At 57.4% G+C, this 20,064-nt stretch carries 17 protein-coding genes and 5 pseudogenes; 16 read left to right on the forward strand and 6 right to left on the reverse strand.

Features of this window, described 5'->3' with window-relative positions; translation table 11 throughout:
• Nucleotides 1–573: 573 nt before the first annotated feature.
• Nucleotides 574–1,522, forward strand: a protein-coding gene (locus NLM33_RS35135; protein ID WP_254096327.1) for an IS630 family transposase whose coding sequence is annotated in 2 segments (ribosomal slippage) — nucleotides 574–915 and nucleotides 917–1,522 — 948 coding nt in all. Because the reading frame shifts where the segments join, the coding sequence is not laid out codon by codon here.
• Between the two features lie 12 nt (nucleotides 1,523–1,534).
• Here the strand turns inward: NLM33_RS35135 and NLM33_RS35140 are convergent.
• On the reverse strand, nucleotides 1,535–1,849 hold the full coding sequence (locus NLM33_RS35140; RefSeq protein WP_254103078.1) for a hypothetical protein: 315 nt from the start codon (nucleotides 1,847–1,849) through the stop codon (nucleotides 1,535–1,537).
• Nucleotides 1,850–2,739: 890 nt separating this feature from the next.
• Here NLM33_RS35140 and NLM33_RS35145 point away from each other — a divergent pair.
• The 5 genes and pseudogenes from NLM33_RS35145 to NLM33_RS35160 form a co-directional block, all read left to right on the forward strand.
• Nucleotides 2,740–3,171, forward strand: a complete 432-nt coding sequence (locus tag NLM33_RS35145) for a hypothetical protein (RefSeq protein ID WP_254106061.1) — start codon at nucleotides 2,740–2,742, stop codon at nucleotides 3,169–3,171.
• 1,755 nt (nucleotides 3,172–4,926) lie between these two features.
• Entirely contained in the window at nucleotides 4,927–5,073 is a 147-nt protein-coding gene (locus NLM33_RS35150) for a hypothetical protein (RefSeq protein ID WP_254103079.1), read from the forward strand.
• 538 nt (nucleotides 5,074–5,611) lie between these two features.
• A complete protein-coding gene (locus NLM33_RS35155) occupies nucleotides 5,612–5,911 on the forward strand; it encodes an HNH endonuclease (protein WP_254103080.1) in 300 nt (99 codons plus the stop codon).
• Between the two features lie 39 nt (nucleotides 5,912–5,950).
• Nucleotides 5,951–6,148: pseudogene (locus NLM33_RS49800) on the forward strand (HK97 family phage prohead protease); the annotation flags it as partial.
• 134 nt (nucleotides 6,149–6,282) lie between these two features.
• Nucleotides 6,283–6,522 (forward strand): annotated as a pseudogene (locus NLM33_RS35160) (ISNCY family transposase); the annotation flags it as partial.
• Between the two features lie 205 nt (nucleotides 6,523–6,727).
• Here NLM33_RS35160 and NLM33_RS35165 read toward each other — a convergent pair.
• Entirely contained in the window at nucleotides 6,728–7,135 is a 408-nt protein-coding gene (locus NLM33_RS35165) for a hypothetical protein (RefSeq protein ID WP_254103081.1), read from the reverse strand.
• Between the two features lie 206 nt (nucleotides 7,136–7,341).
• Between NLM33_RS35165 and NLM33_RS35170 the strand changes: the two genes are divergently transcribed.
• The 3 genes from NLM33_RS35170 to NLM33_RS35180 all read left to right on the forward strand — a co-directional run bounded on the left by NLM33_RS35170 (nucleotide 7,342) and on the right by NLM33_RS35180 (nucleotide 8,577).
• On the forward strand, nucleotides 7,342–7,914 hold the full coding sequence (locus NLM33_RS35170; protein WP_254103082.1) for a hypothetical protein: 573 nt from the start codon (nucleotides 7,342–7,344) through the stop codon (nucleotides 7,912–7,914).
• Nucleotides 7,915–8,078: 164 nt separating this feature from the next.
• A complete protein-coding gene (locus NLM33_RS35175; RefSeq protein WP_254103083.1) occupies nucleotides 8,079–8,315 on the forward strand; it encodes a hypothetical protein in 237 nt (78 codons plus the stop codon).
• Nucleotides 8,305–8,577 carry a hypothetical protein gene (locus NLM33_RS35180; protein ID WP_254103084.1) on the forward strand — a complete coding sequence of 91 codons (273 nt, stop codon included), beginning with the start codon at nucleotides 8,305–8,307 and terminating at the stop codon, nucleotides 8,575–8,577. The genes NLM33_RS35175 and NLM33_RS35180 overlap by 11 nt, the downstream gene beginning before the upstream one ends.
• Before the next feature lie 193 nt (nucleotides 8,578–8,770).
• On the opposite strand, the pseudogene NLM33_RS35185 reads toward NLM33_RS35180, so the two are convergent.
• Nucleotides 8,771–9,046, reverse strand: a pseudogene (locus NLM33_RS35185) (helix-turn-helix domain-containing protein); the annotation flags it as partial.
• Between NLM33_RS35185 and NLM33_RS35190 the strand changes: the two are divergent.
• The 3 genes and pseudogenes from NLM33_RS35190 to NLM33_RS35200 all read left to right on the forward strand — a co-directional run.
• Nucleotides 8,962–9,510: a hypothetical protein gene (locus NLM33_RS35190; protein ID WP_254106225.1), complete on the forward strand. Its 549-nt coding sequence runs from the start codon at nucleotides 8,962–8,964 to the stop codon at nucleotides 9,508–9,510. The pseudogene NLM33_RS35185 and the gene NLM33_RS35190 sit on opposite strands and share 85 nt — an antisense overlap.
• Before the next feature lie 736 nt (nucleotides 9,511–10,246).
• The gene (locus NLM33_RS35195) at nucleotides 10,247–10,468 is read left to right on the forward strand and encodes a hypothetical protein (protein ID WP_254103085.1); all 222 of its coding nucleotides are present in this window, start codon (nucleotides 10,247–10,249) and stop codon (nucleotides 10,466–10,468) included.
• Between the two features lie 1,411 nt (nucleotides 10,469–11,879).
• Nucleotides 11,880–12,382 (forward strand): annotated as a pseudogene (locus NLM33_RS35200) (reverse transcriptase domain-containing protein); the annotation flags it as partial.
• On the opposite strand, the pseudogene NLM33_RS35205 reads toward NLM33_RS35200, so the two are convergent.
• Nucleotides 12,374–12,589: pseudogene (locus tag NLM33_RS35205) on the reverse strand (transposase); the annotation flags it as partial. The pseudogenes NLM33_RS35200 and NLM33_RS35205 sit on opposite strands and share 9 nt — an antisense overlap.
• 605 nt (nucleotides 12,590–13,194) lie before the next feature.
• On the opposite strand from NLM33_RS35205, the gene NLM33_RS35210 reads away from it, so the two are divergent.
• The gene (locus NLM33_RS35210) at nucleotides 13,195–13,548 is read left to right on the forward strand and encodes a carboxymuconolactone decarboxylase family protein (RefSeq protein ID WP_254103086.1); all 354 of its coding nucleotides are present in this window, start codon (nucleotides 13,195–13,197) and stop codon (nucleotides 13,546–13,548) included.
• Between the two features lie 308 nt (nucleotides 13,549–13,856).
• Here the strand turns inward: NLM33_RS35210 and NLM33_RS35215 are convergent, their stop codons facing one another.
• Together NLM33_RS35215 and NLM33_RS35220 are read right to left on the reverse strand one after the other, a co-directional pair.
• On the reverse strand, nucleotides 13,857–14,381 hold the full coding sequence (locus tag NLM33_RS35215; protein WP_254103087.1) for a LysR substrate-binding domain-containing protein: 525 nt from the start codon (nucleotides 14,379–14,381) through the stop codon (nucleotides 13,857–13,859).
• Nucleotides 14,360–14,758: a LysR family transcriptional regulator gene (locus NLM33_RS35220; protein WP_254103088.1), complete on the reverse strand. Its 399-nt coding sequence runs from the start codon at nucleotides 14,756–14,758 to the stop codon at nucleotides 14,360–14,362. Before NLM33_RS35220 ends, NLM33_RS35215 begins: the two co-directional genes overlap by 22 nt.
• A gap of 121 nt (nucleotides 14,759–14,879) precedes the next feature.
• On the opposite strand from NLM33_RS35220, the gene NLM33_RS35225 reads away from it, so the two are divergent.
• The 3 genes from NLM33_RS35225 to NLM33_RS35235 all read left to right on the forward strand — a co-directional run bounded on the left by NLM33_RS35225 (nucleotide 14,880) and on the right by NLM33_RS35235 (nucleotide 19,967).
• Nucleotides 14,880–15,818 (forward strand): MBL fold metallo-hydrolase, encoded by a 939-nt coding sequence (locus NLM33_RS35225; RefSeq protein WP_254103089.1) that lies wholly within the window; start codon nucleotides 14,880–14,882, stop codon nucleotides 15,816–15,818.
• A gap of 1,579 nt (nucleotides 15,819–17,397) precedes the next feature.
• Nucleotides 17,398–17,637: a hypothetical protein gene (locus NLM33_RS35230; protein WP_254103090.1), complete on the forward strand. Its 240-nt coding sequence runs from the start codon at nucleotides 17,398–17,400 to the stop codon at nucleotides 17,635–17,637.
• Between the two features lie 941 nt (nucleotides 17,638–18,578).
• Nucleotides 18,579–19,967 carry a methyl-accepting chemotaxis protein gene (locus tag NLM33_RS35235; RefSeq protein ID WP_254103091.1) on the forward strand — a complete coding sequence of 463 codons (1,389 nt, stop codon included), beginning with the start codon at nucleotides 18,579–18,581 and terminating at the stop codon, nucleotides 19,965–19,967.
• Nucleotides 19,968–20,064 lie beyond the last annotated feature (97 nt).

A 20,064-nucleotide genomic window follows, 5' to 3' on the forward strand; every position in this document is an offset into this window, starting at 1 on the left:
ATAGCTCCTTGCCTAGAGTTCTCTATGACAATGCCGATGTAGGTGGGCGTTTTAGGAAAAGTAAAAGACTGATTATCACGCACTCGAAGCGGTCAAGCGCGCTTGCCGAACTCAGCGCCCCGAAGACGATCCTTGATCTGCCGAAACCGTTGACGCGCATGAAATGGCCAGCGTGTCGGCGTTGGCTTGGCCGGTGCAGAAAACTTGTGCTCGATCAACTTTACGGTTCATCTTCTAAGGAAATATTGCATCAGAGGGCGAGTTTATACCGTCTTCCAGCCTCGAACTTTCTCGAGAAGTGCGCCCGCTTCCTTCGAGTGCTTATGAAAAACACTTTTTCGCGCCGCCTTTCACAGCGCAATGGTAGAGATTATCCGTCGGTGTAATGTTTATGCCCTTTTCGGTCTTGATCTGCTCGATCAATCGCCTCGCGCCACGCCAGGTGGGAAATCCAAGCTGTTGGCTAGCTGCTAGAGCATTCGGCGGCTGAGTTGAATCGATTGTGATGGCCGGGGGGATTCCCGAACTGCCGCGAATATGAGTCGCTGGGCTCCACCAGATTTGGGGGCTCAGATGAAGGGAAAAGCCTATTCGAACGATCTTCGCAGCCGGCTTGTGGCGGAAGTGGCGGCTGGGACGTCGCGACGGGAAGCGGCACGGATGTATCGGGTGAGCGCCTCGTCAGCGGTGCGCTGGACTGAGCGGAACGATGCGACCGGCAGTGTCAGCCCGACGCCGCGCGGTGGCAGAAGCCGGTCTCCGTTGGAGCCGCATCGAGCCTGGTTGCTGGAACTCAACGCCAAGGAACCGGATCTGACCTTGGTAGAATTGGCGCAGCGCATACAGCAGGCGCTGGGGCTGCAGACGACGGAGGGCTCGATCCGTCGCTTCTTCAAGCGCCATGGCATCAGCTTCAAAAAAAAGCCTGCACGCCGCCGAACAGGATCGGCCCGACGTTGCTCAGGCGCGTGAGCAATGGCGGGTCCGCCAAACAGGCCTTGATCCCAAGAAGCTGGTCTTTGTCGACGAGACTGGGACCAATACCAAGATGGTCCGTGGCTATGGACGCTGTCCCAGAGGCCAGCGGCTGATCGGCCAGCAGCCTTGGGGACATTGGAAGACAACCACCTTTACCGCTGGCTTGCGCTGCGACGGCATCAGCGCTCCCTGGGTCTTGGATGGCCCCATGAATCGCGACGCCTTCCTCACCTATGTTGAGGCAGTGCTCGCTCCCACCCTCGCGGCGGAAGACATGGTGGTGATCGACAACCTGCCAGCTCACAAAGGCGAAGAGGTGAAGAAAATCATCCAGGCCAGGGGCGCAACGCTGGTCTTCCTGCCGCCTTACTCACCCGACCTCAACCCCATCGAGATGCTCTTCGCCAAGCTCAAGGCTCTCCTGCGCAAGGCCGCCGCGCGAACCCGCGACGCACTCTGGGACAAGATCGGCGAGGTACTTGATGCCTTCTCAGCACAGGAATGTGCAAACTACTTTCGACACGCAGGCTATGCGTCAACTTAAGTGACGAATGCTCTAGCCCGTCTTCTCTCTTTCGTTGGAGTCAAAGTCTGGCATGGCTTCGTATCGAACGACCAGCCATTTTTCCATTATGACCTTGATCCCAAGCTCTTTTTCCGTCTCCGCCCTTGTTGCGTTGAGAGCGGCGACCGCGTGCGTTTGATCGACGAACGACCCATGCAAGGTAGTGCTAGGAAGAGTAAAAAGGGTAGTTTGATCATGGTCCAAAATCCATGGAGACCATCCGTGCTCGATCGCTTTATCGGCGAAATCTTCGTGCGCGTCTGGTTTGGTCTCTTTCAGATCGTACGAGGCAATAAATCTCGGCATCGTATTTGCTCCGCTCTGCGGCGCACGCGCGCGGACTGGAGGAGGCCGCGCGAACGCGACTCGGCGTCCGCGGCGTAGTCGGACGCTGTCCCTACGCGCCCGCGCTGCCAGGCACAGGCCGCGTCGGGGTGAACGTCCACGGGTATGCCCTCACATTTTATTATCGAAGAATGGTCTCCGTTGCACCTACCAGGATTGGTCGGCAGCGTACACGGCCACCACGCACACTCCAACTAGGTGCCAGCGCTGCCGATTAGCGAAATTCACCCAGTCCCCGAATTTTCTGCAACGGCGTCATCAGCTGATCCACACTCGACATCTGTCACAAAATAAGGGAATAGCAAAAAAAACAGCGCGGACGTGACGCCAGTCAGAGATGCGAGAATCCGACGCTGTCCCTACCACGTCCGCGCTGCCAGCGAAGTTTGCGACGATGACTCGGCGCTCGCGTAGTGGACCAAACCCTGAAGCGCTGTCCCTACCACACGCCGCAAACTTTGGTGGCCAGCCTTCGCCTCTGGATTAGCGAGACTGACCACCTTGGCTCCCCGGGAGGGCTGAATTCTCAGGGGTGCGAGCAAGAAGTAGCGCGGAGACGTGCCGCAAGCACCTACCAGGATTGATTGGTGCCGATCTCCCGTGGCCTGGGGCAAATGCGCCATGGCGACTGAATTCGATTCGATTTTTGATGTGATTGAGCATCACCGCGAGCTTTCCGCGCAATACGATGCCGCGGTATCCATATCCGCCAAACTAGGCTAGTGACGCGAATCTAAAGTTCGCCACATAATGTCTGCTGAGCTTTGTGACAGAAGTCGGCGATGCCTCGTTTTGTAACCAGAGCGAACTGGCGTAGAATGAGCCAATGCATCGTGAAACGGTACGACCTCGTGACCTCTCAGTGGCAATATCAAGTTAGGTTTGATGTCCGCGATACTGCGGTAGCGGAATCAATACGTCGAAATTTTCGCGATCCGGCACTGAGGCCTCTATTCGATATACTCACGGCGCATGGCGCGGCACCGAAATGTCAGTTCGACGCCTTTGCGGAGTATGTCGCCGCGGCAGAGCAAAACGGCGTCAAAAGTTATCCGCTCTATCGGTGGACGAAGGCAACAATCGAAGATCCGACGAAGAAGGAAAAATATTTGAAATCCTTTACGCTCTACGTGGATGATCAAGAGGTCTATGAAAGGGAGATTGCTGACGCGCTAGAAGCGGACTTGCAGCCGGTCGCCCGTAGCGGGATCATCAATCAAATATCTAAGTTCGACAGCAATCCTGCCAGCAATCCCCAACCGCCAGAACGCTCCCGCGAGTGAGGCTAGCTCACTATGCGGGCGAGTTGAGACGAACGCACCTCGCCCATCGCGACGTTTTGTGCTGGGCGTATAGGTACCTCACACCCCGTTTCGCCTTTACGGAAGAAAGACAGCTGGTGCAGATCGGGGTGACCAGTGTGGCTTGGCGCAGTAAGGTTCATACAGAACTTTAGCTGGCATACCTCTTCCACGCAGCCCAACAGCAAGACGGAAGCCATTGATCTCATCACCTGCAACGGTCCTCCGTTGTCACGGGCTAGGTAAAATTATCAGAGCCGCGTGCAAACAGCCCGTCCCTAGGCTCTAAGTGGGCCGGGGGGCAGGGAAGTTCCTATCAACCACTCAGATCTCGAGCGCGGCGGCGCTTTCGTTTTGACCGCCGCAAATTGTCGAAAACGGGCAGGAAAAATATCCCATGTGCAGGTTTGGAGCCTCTCACTGTCGCGACGGCTTAGCGGCCCGGATCGCGAATGCCCCCCCAACCGGACCCGGCAATCAAACTCAGCGAGCAAGTGGAATGTATCGACCCTGACCGTCGAAGATTGGGGATGTGGCTGCTCCACCAGCATTTGCCATTTGGTCAAGGACCCGGCGCATAACGGCGGCGCATTCCGCCGGTCTCGTTGGGACGGTCTCAAAGGTCACGCCATCGAAATGATACTGGTCCCCGAAAGGATGACTGAGGTGGTCGTACCATTTGGGATCGTGGGCGTCGCGTACGAGATGAACGCGCGCCCCCAGTAACCTCGATGAGACAGACGAGGAGTGCATACGGGGGCTCGACGCCAACCGTCGTAAGATCATTCAAGCTGCCGCGGCTCGTGCTCTTGTAGTCGATGGTGCGGCATTCGGCTGCGCCAGCCGCAATGAAGGGCGGTGCGTGGCTTCGTGAGCGGTGTCGGCCCGTGGCCCGCCCTGTCATTTCGCGCGATGCGGAATTTAGTCCCTATCGGGAGACCGACATTGAGTGAGACCAACTGCAACCATGAAGTTTCTCGCAGCAGATATCCTCAACAGGCGCGGTCGCGCGTACCCCGCTTGTTCGGCAGGCCCCAAAGGACCCGCCCCCCGCCTCCATCTATCTTCGGTCGCGCCGAGCCGTATGGCCGATGGGTTGGCCGTCTTCGAGCACAGTGTAGTCGTTGGGCGATCAGGCGGGCGTGCATTTTGGCGAAGTGATTTTCTGCTCGCAGGTCATTCCGAACTTGCCTTACGGTCAAGATATTTCTGGACCAACGGAAGTTCCGCTATTGCCTCCTTCACGGCGTCCAAACCGCTATACAGATATCCACTTCCACTAGCATGAGCATTGCGTAAACGTTGAACTACGTAGGTATTCATCCAACCCGGTACACGGCGTCTCCACCACTGATTGCCATCGAATGCGGTTGGAAAATCCTTCTGTATCTGGTCGAGGAGAAGGGCTGCCTCAAGAGCCGGCAAGAGTTTGCCCTGATTTGGGTGTGCAAGCTGACCACCGATGCAGTCAAGAGCCTCCGCAAGGCGGAAAATGCCACGCTTGAGGATTTCATCATCAACATACGCCAGCTTAAGTTGGCTACTTGTGTAAGGCAGTTCGTTTGTTCTGTACGACGATGGCCGCCGAAATCGAAGCAGGCCAGCGCGAACCAGTTCACACCAGCGCGAACCAGTTCACAATTGTCGCGGTCTAGTCGGACCCAATAGTCAAACACCTCACGGAGTTTTTGCATTCGAACGTCATCCGCAAGACCGGCGAGACCAATCTCAACCACGATGGACCCGGCTGGCAATCGCAAGCTCGACAAGGACAAGGCCCGGTTTCGCATCGACGGCGCGGTGGCGCTCGCCATGCTGCTCGGCCTGCGCTCGCGCGACCGCACCACGATGAAGCCGGTCGATATTGAAGCGTTGATAGGCTAGGTGTTCATGCCAGCGAAGATCAATCTCACTGGCCAGCGGTTCGGGCGACTGGTGGTTCGGATCGAGGTCGGTAGAACCCGCGGAGGCATCTGTTGGCTCTACGAGTGCGATTGCGGGGAGCAGATCGAAGCGATCAGCGGTCATCTCCGACGCGGCACGCGCTCATGAGGCTGCTTGAAACGGGATCAAGCCGCGCAGATCGGACGCCGGAAACGTCCCCGTCATGGACATGCTGGCCGCCATCAAAAGACGCGAGTCTATCATAGCTGGGAGGCGATGATCCAACGGTGCACGAACCCGCGCACGAAGGCCTTCAAAAACTACGGCGGGCGCGGCATCACAATCTGCGACCGCTGGCGTCGGAGCTTCGAAGCCTTCCTGGCCAACATGGGCGAGCCGCCCGGTGGCCATACGCTCGACAGAAAGAACAATGACGGCTGCTACGAGCTTGACAATAGCCGTTGGGCAACGCGAGCCTCGCAGAATTTAAATCAGCGGCCACGAGCGGCGCTGATCGGATGAGCAGGCCCAGCAGCGAGTGGAGGCACTTCTACGACACGGGCTTCTGGCACGCCGCCGCAAGCTGCAGCTTCAGGCGCATCCGCTGTGCAAATTCTGCCTGGATCGCGGCCTCGTCGCTATCGCGACCGTTGCCGACCACGTCGAGCCGCACAAGGGCGACTGGAACAAGTTTGCGCTCGGCGAGCTGCAATCGCTATGCAAAGCATGTCATGACCGAACTAAAAGGGTGATCGAATTGCGTGGTTACGGCCTTGATATCGATGATGACGGCTTCCCAACAGACCCGAACCATCCTTTCAATAAGAACTCGCGATGAGGGCTAGGCGCGTCGAGAACAAGCAGCTCCGGGGCCAGCTTGAGATGGCCCCCGTTCGGCACGTCCGAGCGCATCGGTGAAATCAGGAAGCTGATCGACGCGGGCATCCTGCGCGCCGTCAGCGTCGGCTTCAGACCCCTCGAAAGCAAGCAGCGCGAAGGCAGCGATTGGGGCGTGACCTTCGTTCGCAGCGAGCTGGTCGAGACCTCGCTGGTCTCGGTGCCAGCCAATCCAAACGCCTTGGCCGTGGCCAAGTCGCTGAACATCTCCCCGCAAACGATGGACCTCCTGTTCGCCAAGCACGGCAGCATGGACGCGAGGACCAGGCGTTGCGGGATCACTGGCGAGCAAGCCAATACATCTCGTAATCGAAAGGGATGGCATTCCACAAGAAGTGCAGGCTCACGGTCGAAGACATGGTCAAGAGCCACTGGATCTATCGCAAGCTGCGCAACTTCCGCGCCGGCATCGAAGCCAACATCTCGTGCTTGAAGCGAGCCTTCGGCCCGGGTCGCTGTACCTGGCGCGGGCTCGCGCACTTCCAGGCCTATGTCTGGTCGTCGGTCGTCGCCTACAACATGGCGCTATTGGCCAGGTTCGCTAGCGTCTGACCCCACTCAACGGCATCGGCCCCGACGCTGCTGTTCGCGGCGCGCTTCGACACGCCCGCCGCAAATGAAAAACGCAAAAATGCCCGCAATCTTCTCGCGAACTGTCGTTACCAATGACTTGCTCCGGCCAAATTGCGGCCATGCACCAGCGCTCCCGCCCGATCAAGCGCGGAAAAATCCCGTTTATGGACGGACACTAGCTAAGCTAGGGCACCCATTGCCACTCGCCGATTTTCTCCGGAATGCCCATCTTGGATGGGTCCCCTGCGAAGGGCCACGCGCATCTGCCATTGGTTAAATCTTTTGCCGCAGCAGCCGGTGAAGCGTAGAGCCCCAACGTCTTGTCATCGAACACAAGAGCGAAGCCTCTCCGAGTGGGAAATATCTGAGCTTGCCCTGCGTGTGTCCTAAAGACCCATTTCGCCATTTGCTGTTTTCCGCCGTCTAGCGACCGCGATTCGACGTAGTTTAGTTTGGCCATGCAGGGTGGCATTGGGTAGGTGCCCCAATAGTCGTCACTACCTTCCAGACGCCCTAGCGCTTTTTCCAGGAAGATCTCGTATAGATCGGAATGGGTTCCTTTTAAGTTATAGTTGGTAAGGTAGCTTGGCATAGCGCAAGGCGCTCCATGATTGGCCCTCTCCGCTGCGAGCCCGAAGCGCCGTCACCGCGACGGATGTTCGGAAGCTAAGCACATAGCCGATTTTCGTTACCTACAAATTCTTGTAGTTGACTAGCGCGATCTTCTCTGAGCCAAATCGCTTTCAGCGCCTACCCTACCAGTCACGAGCACAATCAAGACTGCAAGGAGCTAAAGCGATGTCGCCAATAGAAGCAATCGTCAGTTGGCTAGAAGCGCAAGATCTGGACCTGCAACTCGATATCGCGTCATTCGGCTCATTCTTGATATTCGAGGATGGCGACGATCCCTCCCTTAGCATGCGAGAGCGGCTCGAAGCTCTTCGAAAATGGTTGAACGAACCCGAATTGGACTCGGAAGCCGCCGCAACCCGCGCTCTGACCTTCCGTATCTCCATCGATTACTTCATCGAGGGTAGATCTACCGGCCACGGATGGAAACAAATCGAGGCGAAGCTGCGCAAGACCCTGGAAGAGGCTAAGCGCGTCGGGAAGTTCTCGGCTGCACGCAAGGCGCAAAGGATGCTTGAGCTTTTGCCCGCACGACAAGAGAGATGGCATGAGGTGGCGAGATCCTGGAATGAACTGGCTTCGACTCGCCTGAATCTCGAGGCTCTCACTGATTGGAGCGACAAGCGCTCCCGCCTGAAAGTTATTTCAAGTGCCGAGACTCCTCCATTGGTTCCCATCGCGTCGGCCTTCGACGTGCCCATCAATGAAGGTAGCTCCCCGCACGGTACGGAAGAATGTTGAGCTAGCAGCGCGGGCGGTAACGGCGGAGCCCTTTGTCAGCCTGGAAGCGCTCAACGCGTTGTCGTCGCTTCTCGATTCAATGGTCAAGAGCGCGGCATCATCATTGAATGAACCGCTTTCCGGTGCATGCGGAGTCTCTCACGACCAGAATCGGGGAGAGGCTCATGGCAAGCACGACGGCGATATCGGCGAACCCGGTTCGGCGCAACCGGCGGTTCGGCATGCATCAGATGGACCTGTTCGCGGGTGGCATCGCGCACAGCGCCGTTGGGGTTCCAGAGTGGCGGGAGCTGCCGAAGGAGGCGCAGGATGCGCTGGTGAACCTGGTGACGCAGTTGGTGCTGGACCATGCGCGGCTGAGCGCAACGCTCGCGAAGAGGGAAGACGGTCATGATCAGTGACAAGGTCCGCCCTCACCACCTTGAGCGCAAGGCGATCCTCCATGTGCGTCAGTCCTCCGCCCATCGGGTGCTGCACAATCGTGAGAGCAACGCGTTGCAATACGCGATGCGCGACCGATTGACGGCGCTGGGGTGGTCTAAGATCGAGGTGATCGACGATGATCTTGGACGTTCCGCTGCCGGCTGCGTCCAACGCGCGGGCTTCGAGCGGATGGTGGCTGAAGTGTGCCTCGGCAAGGTCGGCGCAATCTGTCCGCGGTAGCTCTCGTGCTTCGCCCGCAATAGCCGGGATTGGCAACAGCTGATCGAGATGTGTCGCGTCGTCGACACGGTGTGCTGGTTGACCAGGAAGCTGTCTATGCTCCGCGGCACGGCAACGACCGACTGCTTCTGGGGCTGAAGGGAAGCCTCAACCAGTATGAGCTGGATCTTTTGCGCTCGCTCTCGGCTCGCTACTCCAAGCCGCCACTACGCGTCGCGGCGCTGCGTCGTAACTCACGGGAAATGGTCGAAGCAGATCGACTAAGACGGCGCCCGATCTCGCGCCGCGAAAGGCCCTGAACGCGAAGAAGTGCAATCTCCTCGCGTTCCGCAAAAGAGAGATACCGCCCGCATGGCGGCTTGGCTGAAGATCTGAACGTCGCTGGTGGCATTCCGCCTGCCTTTCGGAACAATCTGGTTCCCACAGCCTGCGACGTACCAGCTGTTAGCGCAGCATCCTCGCTGGTCATTCCCTGAGCAATCCCCAACCAGAACCGTTGAAGTTCAGATCGCCCCGCAACTGGCGGCCTTTCGGGGGACGGTAACGGCGCCCGTCCAGATCGCAGTGATCGTCGCTTTCGAATGCCCATCGCAACCTCCAAGTCTGGTGTTGCGACGATCGATTGAATCCGCCGAGCATCACCGCGGGCTTTCCGCGCAACACGATGCCGTGGTATCCATATCCGCAAAACTTGTCGAAGGACCTGAATTTGATGCTGCCGACGCAATCAGCGAGAAAGCGAGGTTGGCTCTCGAGGAGTACGCAGATGTGCTCATCCACTCCAAACCCACAACGCTTATGGGCGTCATCGCTCTGAGCCGTTACGTCGCCAGTCTACCGGCTTGGCTGCTGTCTGATGAATACGATTGGCATCAACCGTTTCTGAGGACGCTAGCGGACGCGCTGGACGAGATCAGTGTAGAATTGGGGTGAGTTCCGCAAGGAGCAGCGGTAGTGACAAAGGTCGGCCAAGGAAGAACCCTTTTTCGTTTTGTGAATTGCGTCGGGCTCTCGTCAGCTTTTGGAAAGCTAGCCCGAATACAGAACCGTTGAGGTTAGGGCGCGTGGTAGGGACAACGCTATCTACGCAGAAGGTCGGCGCTGAGTCGCGTCGCTGCCAACCTCAATTGGCAGCGCGGACGCGGTGAACAGCGCCTGATCACAATAGGCTCCCCAAGCTGGATGATCCGGCGCCAAGTCGTGCCCGCGCTGCTTCCGATCCCAGACTGATAGCCAAGCCACTTGCGACGGCCAGTCCTGGTAGTTGTGCCAGTGAAGTTTTCCTGGACGGATACGTCCGACGGTCAGCTTCTGCCGCTTGAGGCTGGGGCCGTTGAAGTTAGCGGCGCGCGTGGTAGGGACAGCGCCTGTATCTGACGGTTGGGCGCCGAGTCATGCCGCCGCTAACTTCCTTCTTGGGGGTGGAATGGACGCTTGCGATCAGCGACTCGAGGGCTGAGCTATGGCGAAAAAATCCCGCAAAGCCAAGGCAACTGGGCTTGCTCTCACCCGCCGGCGCAACATCGCCAAACGGCGCCGAGAGTGGCAAACTAGGCGGGAAGGTCAGCTACGCAATGACGATGCAGCATTCCCCCTGCACATGAACCGCCGTCTCCTGTGGCTAGCGAATGAGTGGCATTTGCCGTCACCTCCTTGGGTCGGGCGGACCATGAGTGCAGAACTCGCTTCCTACTGTCTCGGCCATGGCATCAGCATGAATTGGCTGATCACGGGCGAGCTCTTGGACCTGCAGCAGATGCTTCAGGCGCGACGGATGGGCAAGGCCGCGGCCAAGCCGGAGAGCTCCAGCGAGAAGCTTGCACGCCTGTCGGAAGCTCAGATCAAGGTCATCGACATGATCATGGACCAGCTCATGGCGAGGCAGCCATGAAGCGCCGGCGCAGATCTCAGAAAGCCCGCAACAGGCAGCGGCTGGCAGCACACGCCCGCCGGCTGAGGCGGTGAACGATGAGGCCCGCCAGCGGAACCTGGCGGGCCTTTCTCATTGCAAAACAATGGCTTTGTAGAGGTCGTCGACCCGAGCCGATTTTCGTCGGCTATCGCTCGGTCAATCGCTTCGACCTTGGCGGCCTGCAGGGTGACAACATCTGCCGTGCCGCTATGTTTGTGCTCGCATGTGAGGCCTTGTGGCCTCAGCGGTTTCACGACACGGCGACGCTCCTAGACGAAGGCTTCCCGTATTTTGATTAGATCAGTCTTGAAATCGGTCATGCAAGCTGACCTCAATAACGCGGCGTGCGCGTGCCGGTCGAGCCAGTGTAGGGATTTAAGTTGCCGCTCGTACCGAAATTATCGCGCTGGGTGCCGTTCGGATTCGTAGCAACATAGGGTGCCACGTAGGTGCCGTTGCTGAGGGTGTATCCGGACGATGTGTGCGTGCTAGGATTCGATCCAGTGCCGCTGAGATATTGCGCTTGAGCGGCGGGAACCGCGCTGCGTCAGCGCAGCAGTCAAAACGAGCGTTTTCATTCCCAATAACTCCCAAATGGTTTTAGCAATAACCAGATGCAACCACGTTGTAGAGAGTCGGTCGAGTCCGACCAATGGATAAGGTGGATCATCGTACCTTCCTAGTCTTACTGAGTGTGCGCCGGGAGGCCGGCAAGGAGTAGATGGTGAGAGTCCATTACGATGAAGGAGTAGCGTCCCACTCGGCCCCGAGCCGTGCGGCAGCGTCCGTGAGGGCGCTGGCGAAGCGTCGGCAGGGGAGTCATGCAGGCCAGCCATTGAGCGTGTGCTGCAGCAGCGTAGGAAAGGAGAGTTCGAGATGAACGCCTAGCCATGTGCGTAAGTTGCGCGAAAAGATGGGGTGGGCCCCCCGGGGTCGGCGTACAGGCGCGGGCCTCAAACGAGTCCAAGCGGCTGCGCTCAAAAGGCGTGGTCGTGAGCGTTGGATCAAAAGTCCGAAGAGAATTCGGGCAGGTGAGCGTTCGCGAGACGAATGAAAATGAACCCTCGATGACGCGTCGAAAGCCGGTGAACGTTGCTAAAACCAGAAGCGCTCAATCTTCTGGGATATGCCTATCGGCAACCTGACTACTGGGTAGGCAGCAACCGGCGTAGAGGGGGCGTGAAGCGGATGCAGGCTTTCGCGTGGAACTGCAGGAACCAGACTCTGGATGCCAAGGGAGAAACTGAAGCGACCAAAATCGCGAGGCGAGAGCACCAATGCCAAAGTCTGGGGCGGGCCGACTCGTAAGAGCTTTGAAGGCTCTGTAATGGGGGCCGGAGCAAAGGGGTCGGAACAGGACGGTTGTGATCATGGACCAACTGGAGACAGGATGAATACAACGATCACGACAAACAAGCCGTTTAGCATCGATAAGAGAAGTGTTGTTCGGGCTTATAAGGCGGTTAAATCCAAACGTGGTGCGGCTGGCGTGGACGGGCAGACGCTCGGGGGTTCGATAAAGATCTGAAGGGCAATCTTTATAAGATCTGGAATCGGATGAGCCGGGCAGCTACTTTCCTCCGTCGGTGCGTGCAGTCTCCATTCCGAAAAAGGGGGGAGATGGCGAAAGGATTCTGGGTGTTCCGACCGTCAGCGATCGCATCGCGCAGATGGTCGTTGCGCAGTACCTTGAACCGATTCTTGATCCAATTTTTCTTCCAGACTCCTATGGTTACAGACCGAAGAAATCGGCCCTGGATGCTGTGGGTGTTACGCGCGAGCGGTGCTGGAAGTATGATTGGGTTCTTGAATTCGACATCAAAGGACTATTCGACAACATCCCGCACGATCTTTTGCTCAAAGCGGTTCGAAAGCATGTGGCGTGCAAATGGGTTGCTTACCCAACTGACCGCAATATTGCCGCGCAATGCCGACCGAATGCCGCCCCTTCTCAGGAAAGCCCGTATCATCGATGATCCAAGCTTCAATCTCTCCGTGACGTTCGATGGCCGGCAGTACTAATTCACGGATCTTGCCCAACACTTGCTGATCCGACCAGTCGCCTTGACCGACAAGATGCAACAAGGCCTGATGTTGTGCCGCCATCTCCCTACGAACTGCTCTCGAGCACTGATATCAAAACCAAAGCGCTCGGGCACGACGGCGGATTTCACTTCAAAAAAATTGAACGGCCCAGTGAATATATCTCGTTTGCTTGATTCAAAAAATCACGCGATGCTGGCGGTCAGGAAATAGAAGAAAGCAAGACCCCCAAACCAAACGAGGTGCGGTCTGGGATACGCAGCGACCATATTTCCCGAGCCATGCGCGTGCCTTTTGCGGATCGGTTGTCCGATGGGCAGCTGTGTCTGGTCGGCGGGCCTCACGCAATCCATTACAACGCAGGGATCGCGTTGATGTTTGGGCGCGCGGTCTAAAAAGACAATTGGCTTTATGGCAAGTCTGGCCTGAGCGGCTCTCGCAACCCACAGCACGATAGCACAAACTGTTTCTCAGTCAGAGTTTACACTGGGACTATGGCTCTCAAGCGTATCGCGATGTGCCGCGACGCGATGGCCGGAGCGGAAACGCACGGATAGTTACTTGCACGGCGATCGCGCGCGGAAACTGTGGCGCGTTTGTTGACAGCTTCGTCTCATATGATGTGACGATGTTCTGAAGAGCAGAAGAGAAGAGGAGAATGCATGTTAGACTGGCTGAAGTATCGCGCTAGCGTGAAATCGCGGGTTGGCGACTTGTCCAAGCTCGCGCCGGAAACGGTCAAAGGATATCTGGTTCTGGCCAATTCCGGCGATAAAGCACAGCATCTCGACGCGAAGACGCGCGAGTTGATCTCACTTGCTGTTGCGGTCACCACCCGCTGTGATGGCTGCATCGCCAGCCACGTTGAGGCTGCGATGAAGCATGGCGTGTCGAAGGCTGAGATTGCCGAGGCGCTGGGCGTCGCGATTGCGATGAATGCAGGCGCGGCGCTAGTCTATACAGCTCGTACCCTGGATTGCTTCGATCAGATGTCCGGTACGAACGCTGCTGCATAGACAACGGCACGTTTCTTCCCTGACTAGTTGAATTGTCGCCCGGTTGGAGGCCATCCGACCGGGCGCTGTCTTAGTCAGCATTCAGGCCGCGCAACCAAACCTATCCGGTAGGCGACCAGCGACGATTCTCCCGGGGAACGAAGACAGTGTGGCGCTTTCCGACCCTATGGCCGTGCACGGGAGACCAAGGATGCGAAAGTGTCAGTATTCTCGGACGAACTCTAACACTTTTGAGCCTCTCGCGCTTGAATGTTTGGCTAAGACGTCCCTGTTCTCTCTTACCTGCCTTGGATCGTTGGTATCACTATTCAAAGTTTGCTCGCGCCCTGGGTCTTCCTCAGATCGGTAAATTCCTGCTTGAGCAGATCCACGACGATTCTGACCTTGGGGAGATCTGCCATACGTTTGTGGCGGATGATCGTGAGTTCTGCGCGGAGCGAGGCTGGAAGCTCGAGCTTGAGCTCCACGAGCTCGCCCGGTCGCTTGAGCCGATGGGACGTCTTCAGAAGGACCATCGCGCCGACGCCGGCCTGGCAGGCGGCGACCTGCACGCTGTAATCGTCAGACGTAAAAGCTGGCCGAAAGTCCGGGATCCTGGCCGCGAGCTCCGGATTCGGGCTCGTCATCTCACGCTCTCCCGCCCATGCGATCCAGTCGAGGTCGCGAAAACCGTATTTCGCGGGCAGTCTCCGCGCGTAGTCCCTGCTCGCGTAGGCGCCGATCGGAACGACAATTTCATCGACTGTGATCAGATCAGGATCATCGGCCGAGTATCTCCTGAGCGCGATGTCCGCCTCGCCGAGCGAGAGATTCAGGCGTTGTGTGCTCGGCAAACCTCGAGCGTGATGTGTGGATGCTTTCTCTTGAGCGTTTCCGCGATCGGAGCCAGGAAATCGAAGGCGTACGATGGTATCGCCGCGATGCGTACGCGGCCGCTCACGGGTGAGTTCTTCGCATCCAGTGAACGAGTAGCTTCCATCGCCCATTGCGCCATGCCTTGGGCTGCAGGAAGCAGCCTCGCTGCAGTTTTCGTCAAGGTGATGCCCTGGTTCTTGCGGACGAAAAGCGGCTCGCCGAGCCCGTACTCCATCTCCGCAATCCTCCGGCTCAGAGTGGGTTGGCTCACCTTCAGGTGCCGCGCGGCACCGCTCAGGCTCCCGGCATCGCAAACGGCGAGAAAAATGCGGAGGTCATCCCATTGTAAGTCCACGTTCGCTCCTCAGGCTCGTCCGGGCGGGGCCATCCATTTCTGTATGACGACGTAGGAAGTTAGGCGATTGCCATTCTGCCTGTCCAGGGCAAAAGGGGCGACAGAAATGAGGAAAACAATCATGCTCCGTAAATCAGGTCTCCTTGTCATTGGCGCCCTTACGATCGTCGCGCTTTCGGCGTGTACGCAAACGTCGCATCCATCAAAACCCGCCGCTCTGGGCAAGCCGATCAGCTCGGCGTCCATGGAAGCCTTGATCGATCAGCCGGGACCGATCGAGCTCAAGACGGTCGTCGGCGCGGATTGGATCGCCGATCTTTCGGGACTGCTCAATCTGAACGATCCAAAAGCCGTTCAGGCCGGTCTCAAGGACCACGAGGAGCCGATCAAGATCTATACACATGTCGTGCGACATCCGACGCAAGGATTTTTCCTGGTCGACACCGGGGTTTCAACGCGGCTGGTGGAGGATCCTGAGGGCCTAGGGGTCGGATGGGTGCTGAGAAAATTTGCAAAAATCCAAAGGATGCAAGTCCGGCAAGACACATTGTCGGTCATTAAATCGGAAGGCGTTCCTCTCAAGGGCGTGTTCATGACCCATCTCCATCTCGATCATATCTCCGGGATGCCGGACGTTCCAAAGGACGTTCCGATTTACACGGGTCATGGTGAGCCTGAGTATTCGCGCCTTGTGCATATGGTCGTTCAGGGGACGGAGGATAGCCTCCTTGAAGGAAGGCCCGCACTCCGGGAGTTCCAGTTCTCGAAAGACCCGGATGGAAAGTTCGAAGGGGTGATCGATGTTTTCGGTGACGGTTCGTTCTTTGCGATCCAGACCCCGGGACATACTCCGGGCCATGTCTCCTATCTCGCCCGCACACCAACAGGTCCGGTGCTCCTGACGGGCGACACTGCCCACACGCGTTGGGGGTGGGAGAATGACGTCGAGCCTGGGACCTACACTGACAACCGGGAAAGCGAACGGAAGAGTTTGCTCGCCTTGAAGGCCTTGAGTGAACGCCACCCGAAGATGACCGTGAAATTGGGGCATCAGCCCTGAGTCCGAGCCTGGATCAGAACTCTCAGTGCAATGGTATTCATGAATGCTAGGACCTACCGCACATTTATTAGAAGCGGTAGGTCGGATGCGCTCGAGGAAATTAGTGTGGGGCTGCCCAGCGCCAGCTGAGCTGCTCAGCGGCCGCCGGCGCGGAGCTTTGCTCCCGCGCATTGCCCCAATCGCTCGGGAGGACGGCTGGGGATCTTGGAGGACTCGGTCGCAATGTCCTGAGCCGCTGAGCGACGGCGTTTTCGCTTCTCTCCAGCAGGATTGAAATCCGCCTTGGGGTTTCATTGTTCGAAGCGAGATCGAGAAGGCGTTTTTCGTCTTCTTTGCTCCATGGCCGAGACCTGTTCCTAAGCATTCTGCACTCAATCGAACTAGCCGAGCAGAGCGCTCAGGCCGAAACGATGTACCATGTCGCACGCCACGCCCCGTGCAGGCGAGTCACCTCGCAATGAGCCCGTTTGATGAAAGCGCGCTCGAACCAAAGGCCGGTACCGAATGAATGAAGAGGCAAAATCCAAAGATGCAAGCGAGATAGCCTATTCACGGCCCCAAGATAGCGTTGCCGCCGGCGAACGCAAGGAAAGCTCCTGCCATGACGCTATTGCGAATACCCTTGACCGAGGTGGTCATGTGCCAAAGAGGAGGTGCAATGTTAGCGCCGCAGCGATGGCGATAGTCAGCGTAGCGGGGCTGTCACGCGCAGTCTTTCCGCTCGATCGGCAATATGTGAGCGGGCTTTCGCCCTGGCGTCCAGAGCGCGCGGACAGTGCGATTCGGCGGCCGCTGAGCAGTGAACTTCAGCCAGGGCAACGGGAAGGCGCTCGCGCGTTGTAAGATTTCGTTGGGTGGGATGTTCGGACGTGGCATTTCGTTTTCCCACAATGATCAAGCGAGTGACGGGAGCTTGAACGAAAGTCTTTCGGTGGAACACACCGACGGTGACCTTTATTTGAAGGCGCTCGGAATGGCGTCCGTGGGACGGTGGAATGGCAGCTCGTGCAGGAGGCCGGCCAATGCCGCCTAAGTCGAAAGACTTCGACGTTTGCTGGAGTGATTCCGATCGACATGTGCGTGGATCCGCAGCGCGGCTTGCTTACACGATACGCAAGGCTGCTCGCCGTATGTTTCGAGCATTCACGGTTGCGGGAGCAGGGTATCGCCGAACGTCGGCGTGACGACTCGGCTTTCGAACTCTGGCTTCACGGCCGCTTATTAGGTGCGGAGATCAGTCTGGTACCAGCGCAAGCATATGCCGGTTTGATGAAATAAATCGAAAAGGGCGCTCAGACGCAGGATTAAAGCGTCATTCGACAAGCCGTCGCAACAATCAATACCAGTCATCGTCTATGTATTGGGCCTAGCCCGGCGAGCGGGATCCGGCACACCGCGCCCTTGGCGAAGCACGACTTTGAAATGGAGAAACGAACTCGGAAAGTGGGGCGAAATGTATGCTGGCTGCCGGACGTTTCTCCGATGCGGCGTGCGCTCTAAACAGCCAAAGCGTTTCTCTGCAAGATCTTTTGCTGCTGCTCGAAATCAAAGAGGACATGGGTCTTCAGGAGTGACAACGATGCTCGATGAAGACCTGGCTCGAATTCGGGCTCATCGCAACAACATACACCGGTGTCGACGAGTGCTAGAAACAAGACTGTCGGACGTAGAACGCCAGTTCATCGAAGGACGCCTTGCAGAGGAGCAGGCCGCGCTCCATTCTCTTTTTGCCAAAATCTTCCCGCTCACATTTTCATTTCCGAAAGAACCGACCGGCTCCCCGAAACCTCAGGGCGGGCAAGGTTGCGATCGTGCGTAAGTATTGAACCCAATTCGGACCGTGTTCCAGCAGCGTCAGACCGGTTTGGTCAATGAAGCCGCCGGTGAAAAAATAGAGCGGGTCGGTACGCATTTCAAATGGCCGGACACCGTTTTGAAGTTCGACGGGCCGCAGTCGCGCTATATCCGCTCGCTCGGTTTGGGGCCGCAGTCCATTGCGTCCCAATGCTGTTCGGGGAGCCTGTCTAACTCCGTTACGTAGGTTGCGATCGCCTTTGTGATGTCGCTCTTGATGTTCTCAAAAGCAGTCGCGATCATTTGCGGCTTCAGGCGCGCCCGGGCCTCGGTGCGGGGGCGGACGCTCGACGTGGCCATGCTGAAGACAACGTTCGCAGCACTGTCCGATGGACGGCGATGATGATTCGCCCTCGTTCACGCGCGCGCGGGTGATGTATCCGAACAGCTGCAGGATTTTCACTCGCAGATCGAACGAGCGATGGCGTGCGGGCACCCTTGACGGAACGCTATGCGTTATTCGACGCGCCACTTGCTTCTTTGTGCGAGCATCACCGCAGAGTCTTGGAGACATACGCACGACGTCGCATTGCTTTGCACGGCGGCGGAACCGCTCGCTCAATAGCTCCGATCCGATATACCTAGGTATAGGCGGGTATACTTTGGTATATGAACGCCACGCGCAAAGTATGCGTAGGCGTTGATGTGCGCCTCTGTCGCCGAACGAGCAACAGACAAATTCGTCCAGAGTCATCAACGCGTCGACTGCGGACAGTGCGGGTGTTGGCATTTAGCCGCGCCTCAATTTTGATCGCTTCCCAAGCCCTTCGTGTCTTCGATTTCGTCATGAGGGTTCGCATGGAGCAAGCCGATCTGTACGGATAGGTCGCCCGGCACTGAAAGAGAGTTTTAATCGAGATTCGATACAGCCACTTGACTTGGGTTCATCCGCATTTGGGGGCTTCGATGTGGCATAATCGAATATCAAATCTCGCGCTGGCGTTGTCTATCCCGGCAGCAACCGTCGCTGCCAATGCGGATGCGTTGTCAATTCACTTCTGGAGCGGGCTGCTTGTCGGTGGATTAATGTTGGTTGTTTCCTTCGCGACATCGACGCGAAGGAAGACCGCAGCACCGACCTTAGACGATGTGATGGCCATTAACGCCTTTGAGTCCATCAAGGATGGTATCGCAGTTTTTGACTCCGACAAGTGCGTCCTGAGCAACGATGCTGCAGCTCACATCCTTGGGTTTTCCAATTGGAAAGAGATGCGAGGGCTGGCACTTGCCGAGCTTTCGGTTGATCCGCAGCCGAACGGTAAGAGCGTTGCGCAGATGTTCGAAGAGACCAATAAAATCATCATGCAATCAGGCCATATCGCGATCGAGTGGTGGCTCCGCCGTAAGGATCAGACTTCCATTCCGGTCAGGACAAGTCTTGTGGTGTCTCAATTCGAAGGCCGCCCGATAGTCGTGTGTGGTTGGCAGGACATAACTGACCTGGTCCGTATGCGCGAGGAGCGGTTGAGCCTAGCTAAGAATTTCGAAAACGACGTGTCGCGTGTTGTCGATGTTTTGGCCGGCTCCATGCGTCACATGCAAACAGTCTCATTGGCAATTACGGCCTCCACAGACGATGTCTGTCTTCGTACTGAAGCTATGACCGGGATAGTGAAAAAGACCGAAGAAAACTCGACTGCCATGTCGTCAGCTGCCCAAGAATTCTCGGCCTCAATCTCGGAGATCGGTAGGCAAGTTTCGACCGCGGCGGACATTTCGCAAACTGCCCGCATTAAGACGGTGCACGCTGAGGCAACACTAAGTGAGCTTGTTGCGTCGGTGACAAAGATCAGTAGCGTCGTCCAGCTTATCGAGGGAATTGCATCGCAAACCAATTTGCTGGCGCTCAATGCGACTATCGAGGCCGCGCGAGCAGGCGAAGCGGGCAGAGGCTTTGCAGTGGTGGCGAGCGAAGTGAAGAATCTTGCTGCTCAGGCGGCAAACGCGACGAGCGAGGTCGATGTTCAGATACTTGCCATTCAGGAAAGGGCGAGACTGGCGGCTGCCGCGATGGCTGACACCGCTGAGATAATAGATAAGATGCGCGAGATCTCGCGCAGCATATCGGCGGCGATAGAGCAGCAATCGATTGTTACGAATGACATCTCAAAGAGCATCACACACATCAGTGCTGATATGCGAGAGGCATCCCGAGATATTGACCGACTGAGTGATGCATCGCGCGCCTCCGGCTCATCGGCTGACCAAGTCGTCGACAACGTCCAAGAGTTGAACAACAATATCGGTTCGTTGCAGGGACAGGTGAGCGATTTTCTGGTCAAGATACGAGCGTAAGTGCGGTGCACGCATCGCTTGTCAGTTTCATGAGATCGCGCGCTTCTCGCTGCTCGTCGCTCAACTTCCAACCACAGCGACCGGCCACGTGTGACCG

It is taken from the genome of Bradyrhizobium sp. CCGUVB1N3 (assembly GCF_024199925.1).
GTDB lineage: Bacteria > Pseudomonadota > Alphaproteobacteria > Rhizobiales > Xanthobacteraceae > Bradyrhizobium.